We start from the raw sequence: 16,311 nt of genomic DNA, 5'->3' as shown, positions 1-16,311 counted from the left end.
GCCGCCGCCGTGCTACTCGGTGGCGTCATGGTCCAGGATCTCGGGGACGGGCTGATCCTCCGCCGCACCACCGCGGCCGACGCGGACGCCCTGGCCGCCTTCAACGCGGACCAGATCCGCTTTCAGGACATGCCGGAGCCGTTCCCGCCGCTCGGCGTCTGGACGCGCGATCTCCTCGGAGGCCGCCACCCCACGTTCAAGTCGGAGGACGGCTTCATCGTGGAGGATCGGAAGACGGGCGCTATCGTCTCCTCCATGCTCCTGATCTCGCAGACCTGGGAGTACGGGGGCGTGCCGTTCCGCGTGGGTCAGCCCGAGCTGGTGGGGTCGCGGCCCGACTACCGGGGCCGTGGGCTCGTGCGGGCTCAGTTCGAGGCGCTCCATCGCGCGAGCGCCGAGCGTGGCGAGCTGATGCAGGTGATCGCGGGCATCCCCTGGTTCTATCGCCAGTTCGGCTACGAGATGGCGCTGCCGCGGGGCGGCGGGCCGCGGTTCTCCCGCAGTGATCTCGCGCCGCCCGCCTCCGACGCGCGCCTGCCCTTCCGCGTGCGTCCAATGCGCGCGGACGATCTGCCGTTCGTGGTGGATCTCGACGACCGGAGCCGGACTCGCAGCGCGGTCTCGGTGCCGCGCGACGCGCGCCTCTGGCGCTACGAGCTGGAGGGCCACAGCCCCGGCAGCCTCTCGCGGGTCGACTTCCGCGTGATCGAGAGTCAGGAGGGCGAGCGGGCGGGCTTCCTCTCGCACATTCCGGTCCTCTGGGCGGGATCAGCGGCCGCGCTCACGCACTACGAGATCCGGCCGGGCCTCTCCTGGCGCGCCCCCTTCCCGGCCGTCCACGCGTATCTGGAGGCCACCGGCAGCGCCTACGCGGCCCGGTATGGCGGCACCTTCACCCAGATACAGCTCTGGCACGTGGGCCTGGAGAACCCGCTCTACGAAACCATTCAGCTGACCGACCGCTGGCGGCCCTACGCCCTCTACGCCCGCATCCCGGACATGGCGGGCTTCCTCCGCCAGGTCGCCCCGGCCCTCGAGCGCCGCCTCGCCGCTTCCGCCCTGGCCGGCTACGCCGGCGCGCTGACGCTCAGCAATTACCGGCAAGGTGTCCGGCTCGTCTTCGACGAGGGCCGGGTGAAGACGGCCGAGCCGTGGGAGCTGGCGCGCGACGTGGTGGGCCAGGAGTTCGGGATCCCTTCAGCGGATCCGCGGCGGCCCTCGGCGCTGTTCCCCGGGCTCGCGTGGGTGCAGCTCGTCCTCGGTTATCAGAGCCTCGATCAGCTGATGGCGACATATCCCGACTGCATGGTCCGCACCGGCGAGGCGCGCGCCCTCCTGGACATCCTGTTCCCCCGCACCCATTCCGACGTCTGGCCGCTGGTCTAGGCCCCCCGTTTCGTGCTACCTAGGAAATCCCGAAGGAGGGTGACCATGCGCCGTCTGGCTTGCCTCGGTCTCGCACTGCTCGCTCTTGCCGCCCTCACCGTCTCGGTGGGCGCCCAATCCAAAGAGCCCATCAGGATCGGGCTCGCCGCCGCGGTCTCCGGCGGGTCGGCCGCCTCAGGCGAGGCGATCAAGCGCGGGATACAGATCGCCATGGACGAGGTGAACGCGAAGGGCGGGCTCCTCGGCGGGCGCAAGCTCGAGATGGTGATCCGCGACGACGAGGGCAATCCCGCCAAGGGCGTGACCATCGCCCGCGAGCTGGTGGAGCGGGAGAAGGCCACGGTAGTGTTCGGCGGTCTCCATACCACGGTGGCGCTGGCGCAGGTGCCGGTGTGGGCGGAGCTCAAGACCCCGTACATGGGCGCGTGGGCGGCGGGCACCAACATCACGCGGAACGGCCAGACCCCCAACTTCGCCTTCCGCGTCTCCGCCAACGACGACTACGTGGACAAGTACCTCGCCCGCTACGCCGTGGACGTGATGAAGAAGGGCAAGCCGGGCCTCCTCCTCGAGAACACCGCCTGGGGCCAGTCGAACGAGGCGGGCCTGGGCAAGTGGCTCGGTGACAAGAAAGTGAAGCCCGTGGGCATCGAGAAGTTCAACTGGAACGACCCCGACATGAGCCCGCAGCTGCTGCGGCTCAAGGGCGCCGGCGCCGATCACGTCATCCTCGTGGCCAATGCGCCCGAGGGCGCGCAGGTCGTGAAGTCGCGCGCCAAGATCGGCTGGGAAGTGCCCATGATCTCCCACTGGGGCATCTCGGGCGGGCGCTTCGCCGAGCTGACCGGGGATCTCTCCGACGGCGTGGTCTTCGTCCAGACCTATTCCTTCTTCGGCAAGCAGAACGAGCGGGGCCAGGCCCTCCTGAAGGCCCTGCGCGAGAAGTACAACGTGAAGGGGCCCGAGGACGTGATCGCGCCCGTGGGCACGGCGAACGCCTACGACGGCATGCATCTGGTCGCCCTCGCCATCGAGCAGGCGGGCAGCACGGACGGCCCGAAGGTCCGCGACGCGCTCGAAAGCCTTAAGGCCGAGTACAAGGGCCTCATCAAGACCTACAAGCAGCCCTTCACGGCCGAGCAGCACGACGCGCTGACCGACGCGGACTACGTCATGGTGGTCTGGAAGCACGGCAAGATCGTCCCCGTCGGTCCATGATAACGACGCATCTGCTTCGTTGGCTCGGTCGCCCCTCGCTCGACGTACGAACAGATACGCCTCGCTCGTCGCATTCCTCGCCGCCTCGCATCTGGGCCGTTCTCATGGCCCGACCGCGCTAGGCAGTGGTCCTCCAGCTCGTCGTCAGCGGGCTGGCACTGGGCAGCATGTACGGGCTGGTCGCCCTGGGGTACCACATCACCTGGGTGACCAGCCGCACCATGAACTTCTCGCAGGGCTACGCCGTGATGGCGGGCGCGGTGGTGGCCTACGCGGCCTACGTGGGGCTGGGCTGGCCGCTCCCCGCCGCGCTACTACTCATGCTCGTCGCGCTCGCGCTCTTCGGCATGCTGGTGGAGCGCGTTGCGGTGCGCCCCTTCTTTCTCGCGGGCTCGCCCGCCTGGCTCCTCTCCACGATCGCGCTCGGCATCATTGCCGAGAACGTGGCCATGCTGTCGTTCGGCAAGGACGCGCGCGCCTTCCCCTCGGCGCTGACGCGGAAGCCCATTCTCCTCGGCGGCGCGGGCTTCTATCCGCAGGAGCTGCTGATTCCGATCGTGGGCCTGGCGGTGATGGCGCTGGTGCAGGTGCTCTATCACCGCACGCGGTGGGGGAAACAGTGGAAGGCGGTGGCGTGGAATGCGGAGGCCGCCGGGCTCATGGGCATCAACGTGCCCCGCGCGGTCATGGCCGCCTACGCGCTCTCCGCGCTCCTGGCCGGGGTGGCGGGCGTGCTGCTGGCACCCATCCTGAACGTGGCGCCCACCATGGGCACCATCATCGGCCTCAAGGCCTTCGCGGTGGCCATCATCGGCGGACTCACCTCCGCGCCCGGCATCATTGTGGCCGGGCTCGGCTACGGCCTGATCGAGTCATTCGTGGCGGGCTATGTCTCCACCGGCGCGCGCGAGATCGTGGGCTTCGCGCTGGTGATCCTGGTGCTGGTGATGCGGCCGGACGGCCTGGGCGGCGCCCCCGCCACGCGGCGGGTGTGATGGCACGCGTGGGCTGGCTCGCCCTCGCCGCCGCCGCCGCGGCCCTGCCCCTCCTGACTGCCAACACGTACTATCTTTACCTCGGCGCCAGCACCGCGCTCCTCGTCATCGTGGCCGCCGGCCTCAACGTGCTCGTGGGCTTCACGGGCCAGATCTCACTGGGCCACGCCGGCTTCTACGCCATCGGCGCCTACGCGGCCGCGCTCGCCGCCACGCGCGCGGGCGTGCCGCTCTGGGCGGCGACCATGACGGCGATCGCGGCCGCCGCGCTCGTGGGCGCGGTCGTGGCCGCGGCGGCGCTGCGCGTGACCGGGCCCTATCTGGCCATGGTCACGATCGCCTTCGGCATCATCGTCGAGGGCGTGCTGGTGGAATGGGTGTCGGTTACGGGCGGCCCCGGCGGTATCTTCAACATCCCCAAGCTTCCCCTCGCCCGTTACTACTGGGTGGTGGCCGCGGCGGCGGCCGTCGCCCTCTGGGTCACCGCCAATCTTCGTCGCTCGGCCTGGGGCCGGGCCTTCCTCGCCGTCAAGGGCAGCGAGGTCGCAGCGGAGTCGCTGGGCCTCTCGCCCTATCACCTCCGTATCGTCGCGTTCACCGTCTCCGCCGCCTTCACCGGCGGGGCCGGCGCGCTCTTCGCCTTCCTCAACGGCTACATCTCGCCCGACAGCTTCACGCTGCAGCAGTCCATCCTGTTCCTCCTCGCCCTCCTCTTCGGCGGCGTCAACACCATCGCGGGCCCCGTGGTCGGCGGCCTCGTGCTCACCCTCCTCCCCGAGCTCCTCACCCGTCTCGCCGACTACCGCCTCATCCTCTACGGTCTCCTGCTCTTGCTCTCGATCTACGGGCTCCCACACGGCGTGGTCGGCGCGGTGACCCCGAGGCGCTCCACCCCGCTTCCCCAGAGGGGAAGAGGGCAGGGTGAGGGGGAGCAGAAGGTCGAGGCCAGACCCCCGGAAACGCTTCTCGCGCTCGACCACGTGACGGTCAGATTCGGCGGGGTGACCGCCCTCGACAACGTCACGCTCGCCGTCCCGTCCCCCGGCATCACCGCCGTCATCGGCCCGAACGGAGCGGGCAAGACGACGCTGCTGAACGTTCTCTCCGGCTACTACCGGCCCGAGGCAGGCCAGGTCACGCTGGGCGGCCTCGGCATCGCCGGCGCCGCGCCCCACGCCATCGCGCGGCTCGGCGTCGCGCGCACGTTCCAGACCGCGCAGCTCTTCGGCGAGCTCACCGTGGCCGACAACGTGGCCGTGGGCCTCGCGGGCCCGCGCCTCGGCCGCCTCCTCGGCGCCCTCGCCGGCCTCCCCGCCACGCGCCGCCGCGAGCGCTTCTTCCACGCGGAGTCCCGTGTCCGCCTCACCGCCCACGGCCTGGCCGCCCTCGCCGATGAGCCTGCCGACGCGCTCGCCGCCGGGCTCCGCCGCCGGCTCGAGATCGTGCGGGCGCTCGCCACCGGCCCGCGCGTGCTCCTCCTCGACGAGCCCGCGGCCGGCCTCACACTGAGCGAGGTGGCCGAGCTGGATGCGGCGCTGGCCGCCGTGCGCGACGGCGGCGGTCCCGCCATGGTGCTGGTGGAGCATCACATGGATCTGGTGATGGCCCTGTCCGACCAGGTCACCGTGTTCGACGACGGCCGAATCATCGCCCGCGGCGCGCCGGCCGACGTGCAGCGCGATGCCGCGGTGATCGAGGCCTATCTTGGCGCGGCCCCCGCATGAGCGCGCTGACCCTCCGCGGCCTCGAGGCGGGTTACGGCGCCACGCGGGCGCTCACTGACGTATCGCTGGAGGTGCGCCCGGGCGAGCTGGTGGCGTTGATCGGCGGCAACGGCGCGGGCAAGACCACCCTCCTCAAGACCATCGCCGGCCTGCTGCACCCCCGCGCCGGCTCCATCCGCCTCGACGACGAGGAGATCGGCGGCCGCCCGCCCTGGTGGGTGGCCCATCGCGGCATCACCCTCGTCCCCGAGGGCCGCGGCATCTTCGGCGATCAGACGGTGCGCGATAATCTGGCCCTCGGCGCCCTCTCCGCCAGAGGGCGCCCGGCCGACACTGCTGGCGAGCCCATGGAGCACGCCCTGGCTCTCTTCCCGGCCCTCCATGCGCGCCTGGGCGATCCGGCGGGCAGCCTCTCCGGCGGCCAACAGCAGATGCTGGCCCTGGCCCGCGGCCTCATGGCGCGGCCGCGCGTGCTCCTGCTGGACGAGCCGTCGCTGGGCTTGGCTCCTCTGCTCCTGCGCCAGATCTTCGAGGCCCTCGCACGCCTGCGCGGGGAGGGGCTCACCATTCTCCTCGTGGAGCAGATGGCCGCCCAGGCACTCGCCCTGGCCGACCGGGCTTATGTCCTGGCGAGCGGGCGCATCACCGTGGCGGGGACGGCGGCGGAGGTGCGTGCAGACCCCGGGGTGATCCAGGCATATCTCGGACGTGGAGGCACGAAGGACCTTCAACGCTTCAGGAGGTAGGGAATGTCGGTAACGACGATGTTCCGGCGGAAGAGGAGCGCCCCCTTCACGAGCAAGGCCGTCTGGTTGTGCAGGAGATGCTGCCACAGCCGCCGAGGAATGAACTCCGGCAACACGATCGTCACCATCTGATCGTCGCCCCGCCGCTGAATCTGATCGACAAAGTCGAGCAACGGGCGCAGCAGCGACCGATACGGCGAGGACAGGACGACGAGAGGGATGCCGAAACCGCACTTGGCCCACTTCTCCTCCAGCCGGTGAGTCCGCGCGGGATCGATCTCCACGTACACCGCGCGCACCACCGCGCATGGCCCGGCCAGCGTCTTCGCATACTGCACGGCGCGGACGACGCCTTGGTGGACGTCGCCGATGAGCACCAGCACGGTGTGCTCGAACTGAGGAAGGCGATCGAAGCCCTCTAGCGACAGCTCGACGGCGACCTCCTCGTAATGTCGGTGCATGGCGACGAAGGTCAGGATGAGGAGGGGAATGATCAGCACGACGATCCAGGCTCCCTCGGCGAACTTGGTCACGGCCAGCGTCAGGAGCACGATGGCGGTGACGGCCGCTCCCACCGCGTTCACCCACACCCTCCACCGCCAGCCGGGCTCCTTTCGGCGTAGCCAGCGGCGGACCATCCCACTCTGCGAGAGGGTGAAGGAGATGAAGACGCCGATGGCGTAGAGGGGCAGGAGGGCGTGTGTGTCGCCGCCGAAGCCCACGATGAGCAAGATGGAGAACGCACTGAGGATCAGGATGCCATTGGAGAAGACGAGGCGGTCGCCCTGGGTCGCGAACTGACGGGGCATGTAGCGATCGCGGGCGAGGATGGACGAGAGCCGCGGGAAGTCCGCGTACGATGTATTGGCGGCAAGGAGCAGGATCAGCATGGTCGCCGCCTGGATCGCGTAGTAGATGAGGCTGGGTCCGAACACCCGGCGCGCGATCTTGGACACGACCGTCTCGTCCCCACCGGGCATGATGCCGAAGTCGAACGCCAGGTAGGTGATGCCGAGGAACATGGTGATGGAGATGACGCCGAGCCAGGTCATCACCGCCTGGGCATTGCGGCCCTCCGGCGGCCGGAGGGCAGGCACACCGTTCGACACCGCCTCGACGCCCGTCAAGGCCGTGCAGCCGGCGGCGTAGGCGCGCAAGAGAAGGAACAGCCCGATTCCCTCGAGTCCCGGAGGGTGCGGCTCGTAAGGCGCCTCGGGAAGCAGCCCGAGCTTCGACGCGACCAGCCCATAGCCAACCATTCCCAGAATGCTGACGGTGAAGAAGTAGGTCGGCGCGGCAAACATCCGCCCCGATTCGCGGACGCCGCGCAGGTTCCCCGTCGTGATCAAGGCGACGGCAAGCACGCTCAGGACCACGCGATGGGCGTGCAGCGCCGGAAAGGCCGACGTCAGCGCCGCCACTCCGGCGACCACCGAGACCGACACCGTGAGCACGTAGTCGGTCAAGAGCGCCGCCGCTGCGGTGAGAGCCGGGAAGACGCCGAGGTTGTCCTTGGCGACCAGGTAGGCGCCGCCGCCCTGAGGATATGCCTGCACCGTCTGACGGTAGGAGACGACCACCACGGCGAGCAGCGCGGCGATACCGATGGCCACGGGAAGCGAATAGCTCAGGGCGGCGTGGCCGGCGAGGACGAGGACCAGCAGGATCTCCTCGGTCGCGTACGCGACCGACGACAGGGGGTCGGAGGCGAAGACGGCCAGGGCCACGGCCTTCCCGAGTCGCTCGTGTCGCGCCTGGGCGAGCGGCATCGGGGCGCCGACGAGCACTCGTTTGATGGCGCCGATCTGCATGCGGTGACGAATCTATCAAGGGTGGTCGCCCCGGCAAGGGGCCGGCCAAATCTTGAGGAAATCTTGAGGTGTGCCCGCGGGAGGGGCTCCCCCTTGAACGCCCCCCGGGGAGGCCCTATTCTCGCCACGCGATGATCGGTACGCGACTTCGGGTGCGCGCCCTCGGCGCGCAGCTCGCCGCCCGGCTCGAGACGGACCCAAGTCTTCCCGACCGGCCGCATTCCATGTTCGAGCACGCCGTCAACTTCGAGACGGCGGACGGCGCGCTGCTCACCCTGCATGGGCCCGGTCCACTCGCCGCGCCGTTCGCCATTGCGCTGGAGTCGTGGGAGGCGGACCTCGCCGGCGGTCCTCTCACGCTCGATCTCGGCGGCGCCGCGCGCGTGGACCTCGCGGTTCGCCCCGTGCGGAACGGCGTGACCGCGCGCGTCCTGCTCGCCGCGGGGCTCGCCGACACGCGCCCGGAGCCCTGCGCGGCCGGGCTCGAGTCGCCGCGGGGGCGGGCCGCCCGAGCCGCGCTGAGCCGCGCCATTGGCGCGCGCGACGCGGCCGACTTCATCGATGCCGCGTGCGGGCTGATCGGCCTGGGTGAAGGACTCACGCCAGCGGGCGACGACTATCTCGTCGGCGTCCTCGCGATCCTGCATCGACTGGCCGATGGCTGGCCCGCGGCCGCAGCCGTGGCGCGGGCCCTCACGGCGCACGCCGTCGATGCCACCACCACGGTGGGCGCGGCCTTCCTGCGTCACGCCGTCGCGGGCCAGTTCTCCGAGCCTTTGCGCGATCTCGCCATGGCGAAGTCGCCGTCCGGCGCGCGCGCCGCCGCCGCCGCGCTGGCGCGCATGGGCGCGACGTCCGGCGCGGACACGCTGGCCGGCATGCGCGCGGCGCTCGCCGCCCTCGAGGCCACGCCCGCGTGATCACGCGCACCACGCTCAAGCGCAGCTTCTATCAGGACTCGGTGGCGCTGATGGGACTGGCGCGCGAGCTCCGCACGGGCGCCGGCGTGCGCGAGACGGCGGCGCTGATGGGCACGCCGGCCAACCAGGCGCTGATGGCGGACGCCGGGCTCCTCACCGAGGAGGCGCGCGCCGCAGGGCCGAACGACCTCGTCATCGTGGTGCGGACGGATTCGGCCGCCGAGGCGGAGGCGGCGCTGGCGCGCGCGGAGTCGCTCCTCACCGCGCGGCGGGCGCGCGTGGAGGCCTCCGGCCGGCGGCGGCCGCGCACGCTCGACAGCGCCGTGCGCCGGCTGGAGGGCGCGAACCTCGCCGTGATTTCCCTTCCCGGTGTGTTTGCGGCGGCCGAGGCGCGGAAGGCCCTGCGCCGAGGTCTCCACGTGATGCTCTTCAGCGACAACGTCGCGCTGGAGGACGAGATCGCGCTGAAGCGCCTGGCGGCGGAGCGCGGGCTGCTCCTCATGGGCCCCGACTGCGGCACCGCGTATCTGGGCGGCGTGCCGCTGGGCTTCGCCAATGTGGTGCCGCGCGGGCGCATCGGCCTGGTCGCCGCCTCGGGCACCGGGCTCCAGCAGGTGATGACGCTGCTGGCCGCGGCGGGCGAAGGCGTCTCCCAGGCCGTCGGCGTGGGTGGGCGCGACATGTCGGAGCCGGTAGGCGCCCCCATGACGCTGGCAGCGCTGGAGGCCCTGGGCGCCGATCCCGCCACCGAGCTGATCGTGGTGGTGGGCAAGCCCCCGGCCCCGGCAGTGCGCGCCAAGGTGGAGGCTCGGCTGCGCGCGCTGGGCAAGCCCGCGGTGGTGGCCATGCTCGGGCGCGAGGTCACCGCGGGCACGAGCGGCCCGCTCACCACCGTGGCCACGCTGGAGGACGCGGCGGCCGCCGCCGTGGCCCGGCGCCGTGGCCGCACGTGGGAGTCGCGCGCCTTCTCCGACGCGGCGGCGGCGCGAGAGCGAGTGAAGGAATACCGGGCGGCGCGGGGACCCGGGGCGGCGGCGGTGCGGGGGCTCTTCGCAGGTGGCACGCTGGCCTACGAGGCGCTCCTGATCCTGGAGCCCCTGCTGGGCGCAGACACCGTGGGCGGCAATCTGGGCGGGCATGGGGGCGGGCCGCATCGCGTGCTGGATCTGGGCGCGGACGAGTACACCGTGGGCCGCGCGCACCCCATGCTGGACGCCGCGCTCCGGGTTGAGGAGATCCAGCGTGCGGCGAAAGAGCCGGACACCGCGGTGCTGCTGCTGGACGTGGTGCTGGGCCACGGCGCCGCGATCGATCCCGCCGGCGACATCGCGCCCGCACTGGAGGCCGCGCGGCGCCACGCCCAGGCCCACGGCCGCGGACTGGCCGTGGTGGCGAGCGTCGTCGGCACCACGGCCGATCCCCAGGGTCTGGCGGTCCAGACGGCGCGGCTCGAAGCGGCCGGCGCGTGGGTGTTGCCGTCCAATGCCCAGGCCGCGCGCGCCGCCGCCTGCATCGCGGGCGAACCGCCCGTGGCCGAAGCGCTGCTGGACGGGGGGGCCTGATGGCGGACTACCGCGACCTCTTCAGGCACCTCGGTGGCGAGCTACGCGTGATCAACCTCGGGCTCGAGAGCTTCGCCGAGACGCTGGAGGGCCTGGGCGTGCCGGTGCTGCACGTGCAGTGGACCCCGCCCGCGGGCGGCGATCCCGAACGCGCGCGGCTCCTCTCCCTGCTCGAAGACGAGGACGGCGCCTGAGCATTCGCGAGGCGAACGCGGCCGCACTCGCGCGCCTGGTGGAGGCGCAGACCATGCTGGTGGACTGCGTACCCGCGCGCGAGGCGCTGGGTCTGGCCGAGCGCACCGTGCTCCACTCCGGGCCGCCCCTGGCCTGGGAGCGCGCCTGCCCGCCGGTGCAGACCGCCATACTCTGCGCCATCCGCTACGAGGGCTGGGCGCGGGACGACGCGGGCGCCGCGCGGCTGGTCGAGTCGGGGGCGGTGAAGCTGGCGCCGTGCCACCACTCGGGCGCGGCGGGGCCCATGACCGGCATGGTCACCGCCTCCATGCCGGTGTTCGTGGTGGAAAATCGGCCACGGGGGAATCGTGCCTTTGCCACCATCAACGAGGGGCTGGGCAAGGTGCTGCGCTTCGGCGCCAACGACGAGAGCGTGGTGACGCGCCTCCGCTGGCTGGCCGCCGAGACAGGGCCGCTCCTGGGCGCGGCGCTGCGCGCGGCCGGGGGCCTGGATCTGCGCGCGCTCATGGCGCAAGCCCTCCGCATGGGCGACGAGATGCATCAGCGGAACGTGGCAGCCTCCTCCCTCTTCGCCCGCGCCCTCATGCCGCATCTGGCGCGCACCGCGCCGGACACCGGGGCGGTGGCGCGGCTGGCCGAGTTCATCGGCGGCAATGACCAATTCTTCCTGAACCTGGCCATGGCCGCGGCCAAGGCCTCGGCCGATCCGTGCCTCGACGTGGCGGGCGCCACCATGGTGGCGACGATGGCGCGAAACGGGACGGACTTCGGCATCCGCGTGGCGGGGCTCGGCCCGCGCTGGTTCACCGCGCCGGTGAATACTCCCCAAGGCCTCTACTTCCCGCCCTATGGCGCCGCCGACGCCAACCCCGACATGGGTGACAGCGCCATCGTGGAGACGGTGGGCTTGGGTGCCTTCGCCATGGCCGCCGCGCCGGCGGTCGTGGGCTTCGTGGGCGCGGGCGGGCTCCGCGATGCCCTTCGCATCACCGAGGAGATGGGCGAGATCACGCTGGGCGAGCACCCGCACTTCCGCATCCCCACGCTCGACGACCGCGGCGCGCCGGTGGGGATCGATGTGAGGAAGGTCGTGGAGACGGGGATCACGCCACTGATCAACACCGGGATCGCCGGGCGTAAGCCGGGCACGGGGCAGATCGGCGCCGGCGTGGTGCGGGCGCCCTTGGCCTGCTTCGAGCAGGCGCTGGACGCGTTGGCCCGCGGCCTGGCGTGACCGCGCCCCTCGACCTGCTGCTGCGCGACGCCCTGCTCCCGGAGGGACGCCGGGTGGACATCGGCTGCCGCGGCCGGCTGATCGCGGCGGTAACCCCCGCGAGTGGGCCGGGCGCGGCGGCCGCGCCGGCCACGGCCACGCGCGAGCTGGGCGGACGCCTGGTGACCCCGGGGCTGGTGGACGCCCACGTGCACCTGGACAAGGCCTTTCTGTCCCCGCGCGCGCCCGGCGTGGAAGGCACGCTCGCGGAGGCCATCCGCGTGACCGGCGAGGCCAAGAAGCGCTTCACGGTGCAGGACATCCGCGCCCGCGCCCGCCAGGTGCTGGACCTCGCCGTGCGCAGCGGCACCACCGCCATGCGGGGCCACGTGGAGGTGGACCCCATCGTGGGGCTCATGGCGCTGGAGGCCTTGCTTCCCCTCAAGGCCGAGTACGCGCCGGCCCTCGATCTCCAGCTCTGCGCCTTCGCGCAGGAAGGCATTCTCCAGTCGCCGGGCACGGAAGCGCTCCTGGGCCGGGCGCTGCGCGGGGGCGCCGATCTCGTGGGCGGCTGCCCCTACAACGACACGGACCCCCGCGCCCACGTCGATATCGTGTTCCGCCTGGCCCGCGAGTTCGGCGTGGACGCGGACTTCCACGCGGACTTCTTCGACGAGCCCACGCATCTCCACGTCCGCTATATCTGCGAGCAGACCGCACGCCTCGGCTGGCAGGGGCGCGTGGTCGTGGGCCACATGACCGAGCTGGCCGCCCTGCCCCCGGCCGAGGCGGACGGGATCATCCGCGAGCTGGCGGCGGCGCGCGTGGGGGTGATCCTGCTGCCCGCCACCGACCTCTACCTGATGGGCCGCGGCGACACGTACAAGGTGCGCCGGGGTCTGGCCCCGGCCAAGCGGCTTCTGGCCGGCGGCGTGGGGGTGGCGGCCGCGACCAACAACGTGCGCAATGCCTTCACCCCCGTCGGCAACGCCGATCCGGCGCTGATGGCGTTCCTTCTGACGGTCGGCGCCCACATGGGGACGGGCGAAGAGCAGGCGCAGGCCCTCGCCATGGTCACCACCGAACCCGCGCGCATGTTGCGTCTGGGTGACCGCACGCTCGCCGAGGGCCGGCCGGCGGATCTCGTCGTCTGGGAGGCCACGGCGCTGGACGAGGCGGTGGGCGGCGTGGCACCGCGGCGTCTCGTCGTGAAGGCCGGACGCGTGAGCGTCGAGCATCGCCACGCCGTCGACGAGCCGTGGCGCGCCGGTCACGCTAGCGTCGTGTAGAGACGACGTGTAGTTTCTTCCGCCCCGTTTCAGCACGCGCCTTCGCCGCACGACGACATCCCGCGCCAATCGTGGGTGCTCGCCCGTCCGGCGCCATGGCACGTTCGATGCTGACGCGCGTTCGCATGGGAGGCAGGCCATGCGAGTGATGCTCAAGTGGGCGGCGGTGGCGGTGACGGCGATGCTGTTGCTGGGCGGATGCGTGACGGCGCATGCGCGGCGCGCGGAAGGTGCGACGACGGTGAAGCCGGAGCAGATCTTCGCCGATTGAGTCGGACCAAAGTCCCAAATACCGGGCGCGGCTGGCGAGACAGCTTCTTCCTGTCCCATTCGCGGAGGGGACCATGAAGAAGGCTCTCGGCATTCTCTTGGCTCTAGCGCTTGCCGCACCGGTCGCCGCCCAGCAGGTGCCGTATCCGATCTCGCCCGCGAAGGTGACGCAGCCGGGGGCGGGGGTGAACATGCAACCGGCCTACGTCCAGTCGGTCGCACGCATGGCGTACGTGTGGGGCTGGCCGATGGTGTACATGACCAACCGGCGCGCCGCGATCACCCAGGCGCCGCACCCAGGTCTCCTCAACGGCGTGCTGCCGGCCGCGCCGCGCGGTCGGCTCGCGATGCTGCACGACTACATCCCTCCGGAGCAGAACTTCATCACCTGCCCCAACCAGGACGTGGTCTACGGTCTGGGCTTCTTCTCGCTCGACGAGGAGCCGGTGGTGATCCAGGTGCCGGACTTCGGCACGCGGTTCTGGGTATACGCGATCTACGATGCGCGCACCGACCAGTTCGTCGAGATCGGCAAGCCTTACAAGAGCAAGCCCGGCTTCTACCTGCTCGTGGGGCCCAAGTGGAAAGGCGAGAAGCCCGGCGGCGTCCAGGCGGTGCTGCGCAGCCCGACCGAGCTCTCGAACGCCATCCCGCGCGTGTTCATGAACGACACGGCGGAGGACCGGAAGGCGATCCAGCCGCGGATCAATCAGATCGTCGCCTACCCGCTGAAGGAGTTCGACGGCAAGATGAAGACCGTCGACTGGAGCACGGCGCCGACGATCCCGGGGCCGCAGTCCTCCGGCGGGGGCGAGACCGCCTGGGTCGTGCCGGAGAAGTTCTTCGACCAGCTCGCCGGCGTACTGGACACGGTGCCGCCGCTGCCGGGCGAAGAGGCGCTCTACGCACAGTTCCGCGCCCTGCTCGCCGCGGCCGCAAAGGACCCAGCGCTCAAAAAGCTGCTGGTGGACACGGCCGTCGAGGCCGAGAAGGACCTGATCACGCTCTTCTTCCAGTGGAAGCACAACGGCCGGCCCGCGGGCAACGGCTGGAACCGCTCGGTTAACAACGCCCGCTACGGCGTCGACTACTTCAGCCGCGCCGGCACCGCCAAGTCCAACATGTTCGACAACAAGCCGAACGAGACGCAGTACTTCTACACCGACGACGACTCGTCCGGCGCGGCGCTCGACGGCGGCAAGACCTACGAGATCACGTTCGCGAAATGGCAGGAGCCTCCGGTGAACGGCTTCTGGTCGCTGACCCTCTATAACGAGCATCACTTCTTCCACCCGAACAACCTCAAGCGCTACTCCCTCGGCACGAAGAACACCACGCTCAAGCGCAATGCTGACGGCTCGCTCACGCTCTACGCCGGCGCCACCTCGCCCGGCAAGGAAAAGGAGTCGAACTGGCTGCCCGCCCCCGCGGGGCACTTCTCCCTGTACATCCGCGCTTACTGGGGCAAGGCGGCGATCCTGGACGGCTCCTGGCAGCCGCCGCAGATCCGTACGGTGAGCTGACATGAAAACGACGCTCGCTCTCTCGCTGTCCGTCCTCGTCGCGCTTGTGTCGCCTGCCGTCGCCCAGAATGCGCCGCCGGCGCCGCCGCTGGTGCGCCAGATCAACAACGGCAACTGGCTCGCCCGGCAGGAGGCCGAGTCGCTCCGCGACGAGCTCTTCTACCAGCACGCCGTCCATGCCTACATGACCATGCTGCCCGCGCTCAACACCATCGGCATGCGCGACGGCTCCGAGGCCACGTTCGGCGCGGGCTACAACGTGCTGCCGATCTGGAAGGACCGCATGGACAGCCGCGCATGGGTGCCGACGCCCAACGCGGACGTCATCTACTCGATGAGCTACCTGGACCTCAAGAAGGACGGCCCCCTCGTCGTCGCCGCGCCGCCGGACGTCATCGGCATGTTCACCGACTTCTTCCAGCGCACCATCACCGACGTCGGCCTGATCGGTCCCGACCGGGCGCGCGGCGGGCTCTACCTGCTGCTGCCGCCGGGCTGCGACGGTGAGGTGCCGCAGGGGTACTTCGCGTTCCGCTCGTCGACCAACAACGTCTTCCTCTTCTTCCGCACCATCATGAAGAAGGGCACGGACGGCCCCGATCCGGCGCCGGCGGTGGCGCTGGCCGAGCGGACGCGAATCTACCCGCTGTGGGCGATGGAGAGGGACGTCAAGCCGATGGTGTTCCCCAACGGCAGCGGCAGGCGTGTCGACATGATGTATCCGGTCGACAGTATCTACTGGACCAAGCTGAAGGCCTTCGTCGACTACGAGCCGGCCGCGGCCATCGACCCGGAGCTGCGCGGCGTGCTGGCCTCGATCGGCATCGTCAAGGGACAACCGTTCAAGCCGACCTCGAAGGAGCAGGAACTGCTGAAGAAGGCAGTCGAGACCACCCCCAGGATGATCATGGCGCTCCGCCAGCTCGGCCGGACGGATGGGCGCGACCGCTACTACAAGGACCGGCAGTACCTGAACACGTGGGCCGGCGGGACCGCCGAGTGGCTGCAGGACGGCTACCTCGACGTGAACCAGCGCGCGAGCTATTTCCAGATCGCCTACTCGTCGGCATCCGCCATGGTCATGCGTACGCTGGGGGCGGGCTCCAAGTACCCGTTCACGCCCCGGGACGCGGCGGGCGAGTTCCTGAACGGATCGAATACCTACAAGCTACATCTGCCGCCCCATCCGCCGGCCGCGCTGTTCTGGGCTGTCACCGCGTACCGCGTACAACATTACCGATGGGACGATGCCGGAGACACCACAGCTCCTGCCGTCGATCAACGGCTTCAACACCGTCGCGACCAACCAGGACGGCTCGGTCGATCTCTGGTTTGGCCCGACGAAGCCGGCCGAAGCTCCCGCGTCGAACTGGATTCAGACCGTGAGCGGGCGAAATTTCCTGGTGGCCCTGCGTCTCTACGGCACCGGTGTCGAGTTCTTCGACCAGACCTGGAAGCC

13 protein-coding genes and 1 pseudogene are annotated in these 16,311 nt (G+C 70.8%); 13 read left to right on the top strand and 1 reads right to left on the bottom strand.

Going from position 1 to position 16,311, the window contains the following annotated elements:
* Positions 1-27: 27 nt before the first annotated feature.
* The 5 genes from VFX14_22890 (at position 28) to VFX14_22870 (ending at position 6,069) form a co-directional block, all read left to right on the top strand.
* Positions 28-1,386, top strand: coding sequence for a GNAT family N-acetyltransferase (locus VFX14_22890; GenBank protein ID HEU5192538.1), 1,359 nt, complete (start codon positions 28-30; stop codon positions 1,384-1,386).
* A gap of 45 nt (positions 1,387-1,431) precedes the next feature.
* Positions 1,432-2,604: an ABC transporter substrate-binding protein gene (locus tag VFX14_22885; protein HEU5192537.1), complete on the top strand. Its 1,173-nt coding sequence runs from the start codon at positions 1,432-1,434 to the stop codon at positions 2,602-2,604.
* 125 nt (positions 2,605-2,729) lie between these two features.
* Positions 2,730-3,599 carry a branched-chain amino acid ABC transporter permease gene (locus VFX14_22880; GenBank protein HEU5192536.1) on the top strand — a complete coding sequence of 290 codons (870 nt, stop codon included), beginning with the start codon at positions 2,730-2,732 and terminating at the stop codon, positions 3,597-3,599.
* Positions 3,599-5,323 (top strand): branched-chain amino acid ABC transporter ATP-binding protein/permease, encoded by a 1,725-nt coding sequence (locus VFX14_22875; GenBank protein ID HEU5192535.1) that lies wholly within the window; start codon positions 3,599-3,601, stop codon positions 5,321-5,323. The genes VFX14_22880 and VFX14_22875 overlap by 1 nt, the downstream gene beginning before the upstream one ends.
* The gene (locus tag VFX14_22870) at positions 5,320-6,069 is read left to right on the top strand and encodes an ABC transporter ATP-binding protein (GenBank protein HEU5192534.1); all 750 of its coding nucleotides are present in this window, start codon (positions 5,320-5,322) and stop codon (positions 6,067-6,069) included. The genes VFX14_22875 and VFX14_22870 overlap by 4 nt, the downstream gene beginning before the upstream one ends.
* Here the strand turns inward: VFX14_22870 and VFX14_22865 are convergent.
* The gene (locus VFX14_22865) at positions 6,051-7,880 is read right to left on the bottom strand and encodes an APC family permease (protein ID HEU5192533.1); all 1,830 of its coding nucleotides are present in this window, start codon (positions 7,878-7,880) and stop codon (positions 6,051-6,053) included. The two genes, VFX14_22870 and VFX14_22865, sit on opposite strands and share 19 nt — an antisense overlap.
* A 131-nt stretch (positions 7,881-8,011) precedes the next feature.
* Here VFX14_22865 and VFX14_22860 point away from each other — a divergent pair, with 131 nt between their 5' ends.
* From VFX14_22860 to VFX14_22825, 8 genes and pseudogenes are all read left to right on the top strand, one after another.
* Positions 8,012-8,800 (top strand): DUF2877 domain-containing protein, encoded by a 789-nt coding sequence (locus VFX14_22860; GenBank protein ID HEU5192532.1) that lies wholly within the window; start codon positions 8,012-8,014, stop codon positions 8,798-8,800.
* Positions 8,797-10,362, top strand: coding sequence for an acyl-CoA synthetase FdrA (gene fdrA / locus VFX14_22855; GenBank protein ID HEU5192531.1), 1,566 nt, complete (start codon positions 8,797-8,799; stop codon positions 10,360-10,362). The genes VFX14_22860 and fdrA overlap by 4 nt, the downstream gene beginning before the upstream one ends.
* Positions 10,362-10,556 carry a hypothetical protein gene (locus VFX14_22850; GenBank protein HEU5192530.1) on the top strand — a complete coding sequence of 65 codons (195 nt, stop codon included), beginning with the start codon at positions 10,362-10,364 and terminating at the stop codon, positions 10,554-10,556. Before fdrA ends, VFX14_22850 begins: the two co-directional genes overlap by 1 nt.
* Before the next feature lie 53 nt (positions 10,557-10,609).
* A complete protein-coding gene (locus tag VFX14_22845) occupies positions 10,610-11,791 on the top strand; it encodes a DUF1116 domain-containing protein (protein HEU5192529.1) in 1,182 nt (393 codons plus the stop codon).
* Positions 11,788-13,059: an amidohydrolase family protein gene (locus VFX14_22840; GenBank protein ID HEU5192528.1), complete on the top strand. Its 1,272-nt coding sequence runs from the start codon at positions 11,788-11,790 to the stop codon at positions 13,057-13,059. The genes VFX14_22845 and VFX14_22840 overlap by 4 nt, the downstream gene beginning before the upstream one ends.
* A 139-nt stretch (positions 13,060-13,198) precedes the next feature.
* Entirely contained in the window at positions 13,199-13,330 is a 132-nt protein-coding gene (locus VFX14_22835) for a hypothetical protein (protein HEU5192527.1), read from the top strand.
* Between the two features lie 73 nt (positions 13,331-13,403).
* Positions 13,404-14,852, top strand: coding sequence for a DUF1254 domain-containing protein (locus tag VFX14_22830; protein ID HEU5192526.1), 1,449 nt, complete (start codon positions 13,404-13,406; stop codon positions 14,850-14,852).
* 1 nt (position 14,853) lies between these two features.
* Positions 14,854-16,311: pseudogene (locus VFX14_22825) on the top strand (DUF1254 domain-containing protein).

The sequence above is a fragment of the Candidatus Methylomirabilota bacterium genome, from assembly GCA_035764725.1.
GTDB lineage: Bacteria > Methylomirabilota > Methylomirabilia > Rokubacteriales > CSP1-6 > DASRWT01.
This window is presented reverse-complemented; position numbering and strand designations above follow the sequence as displayed.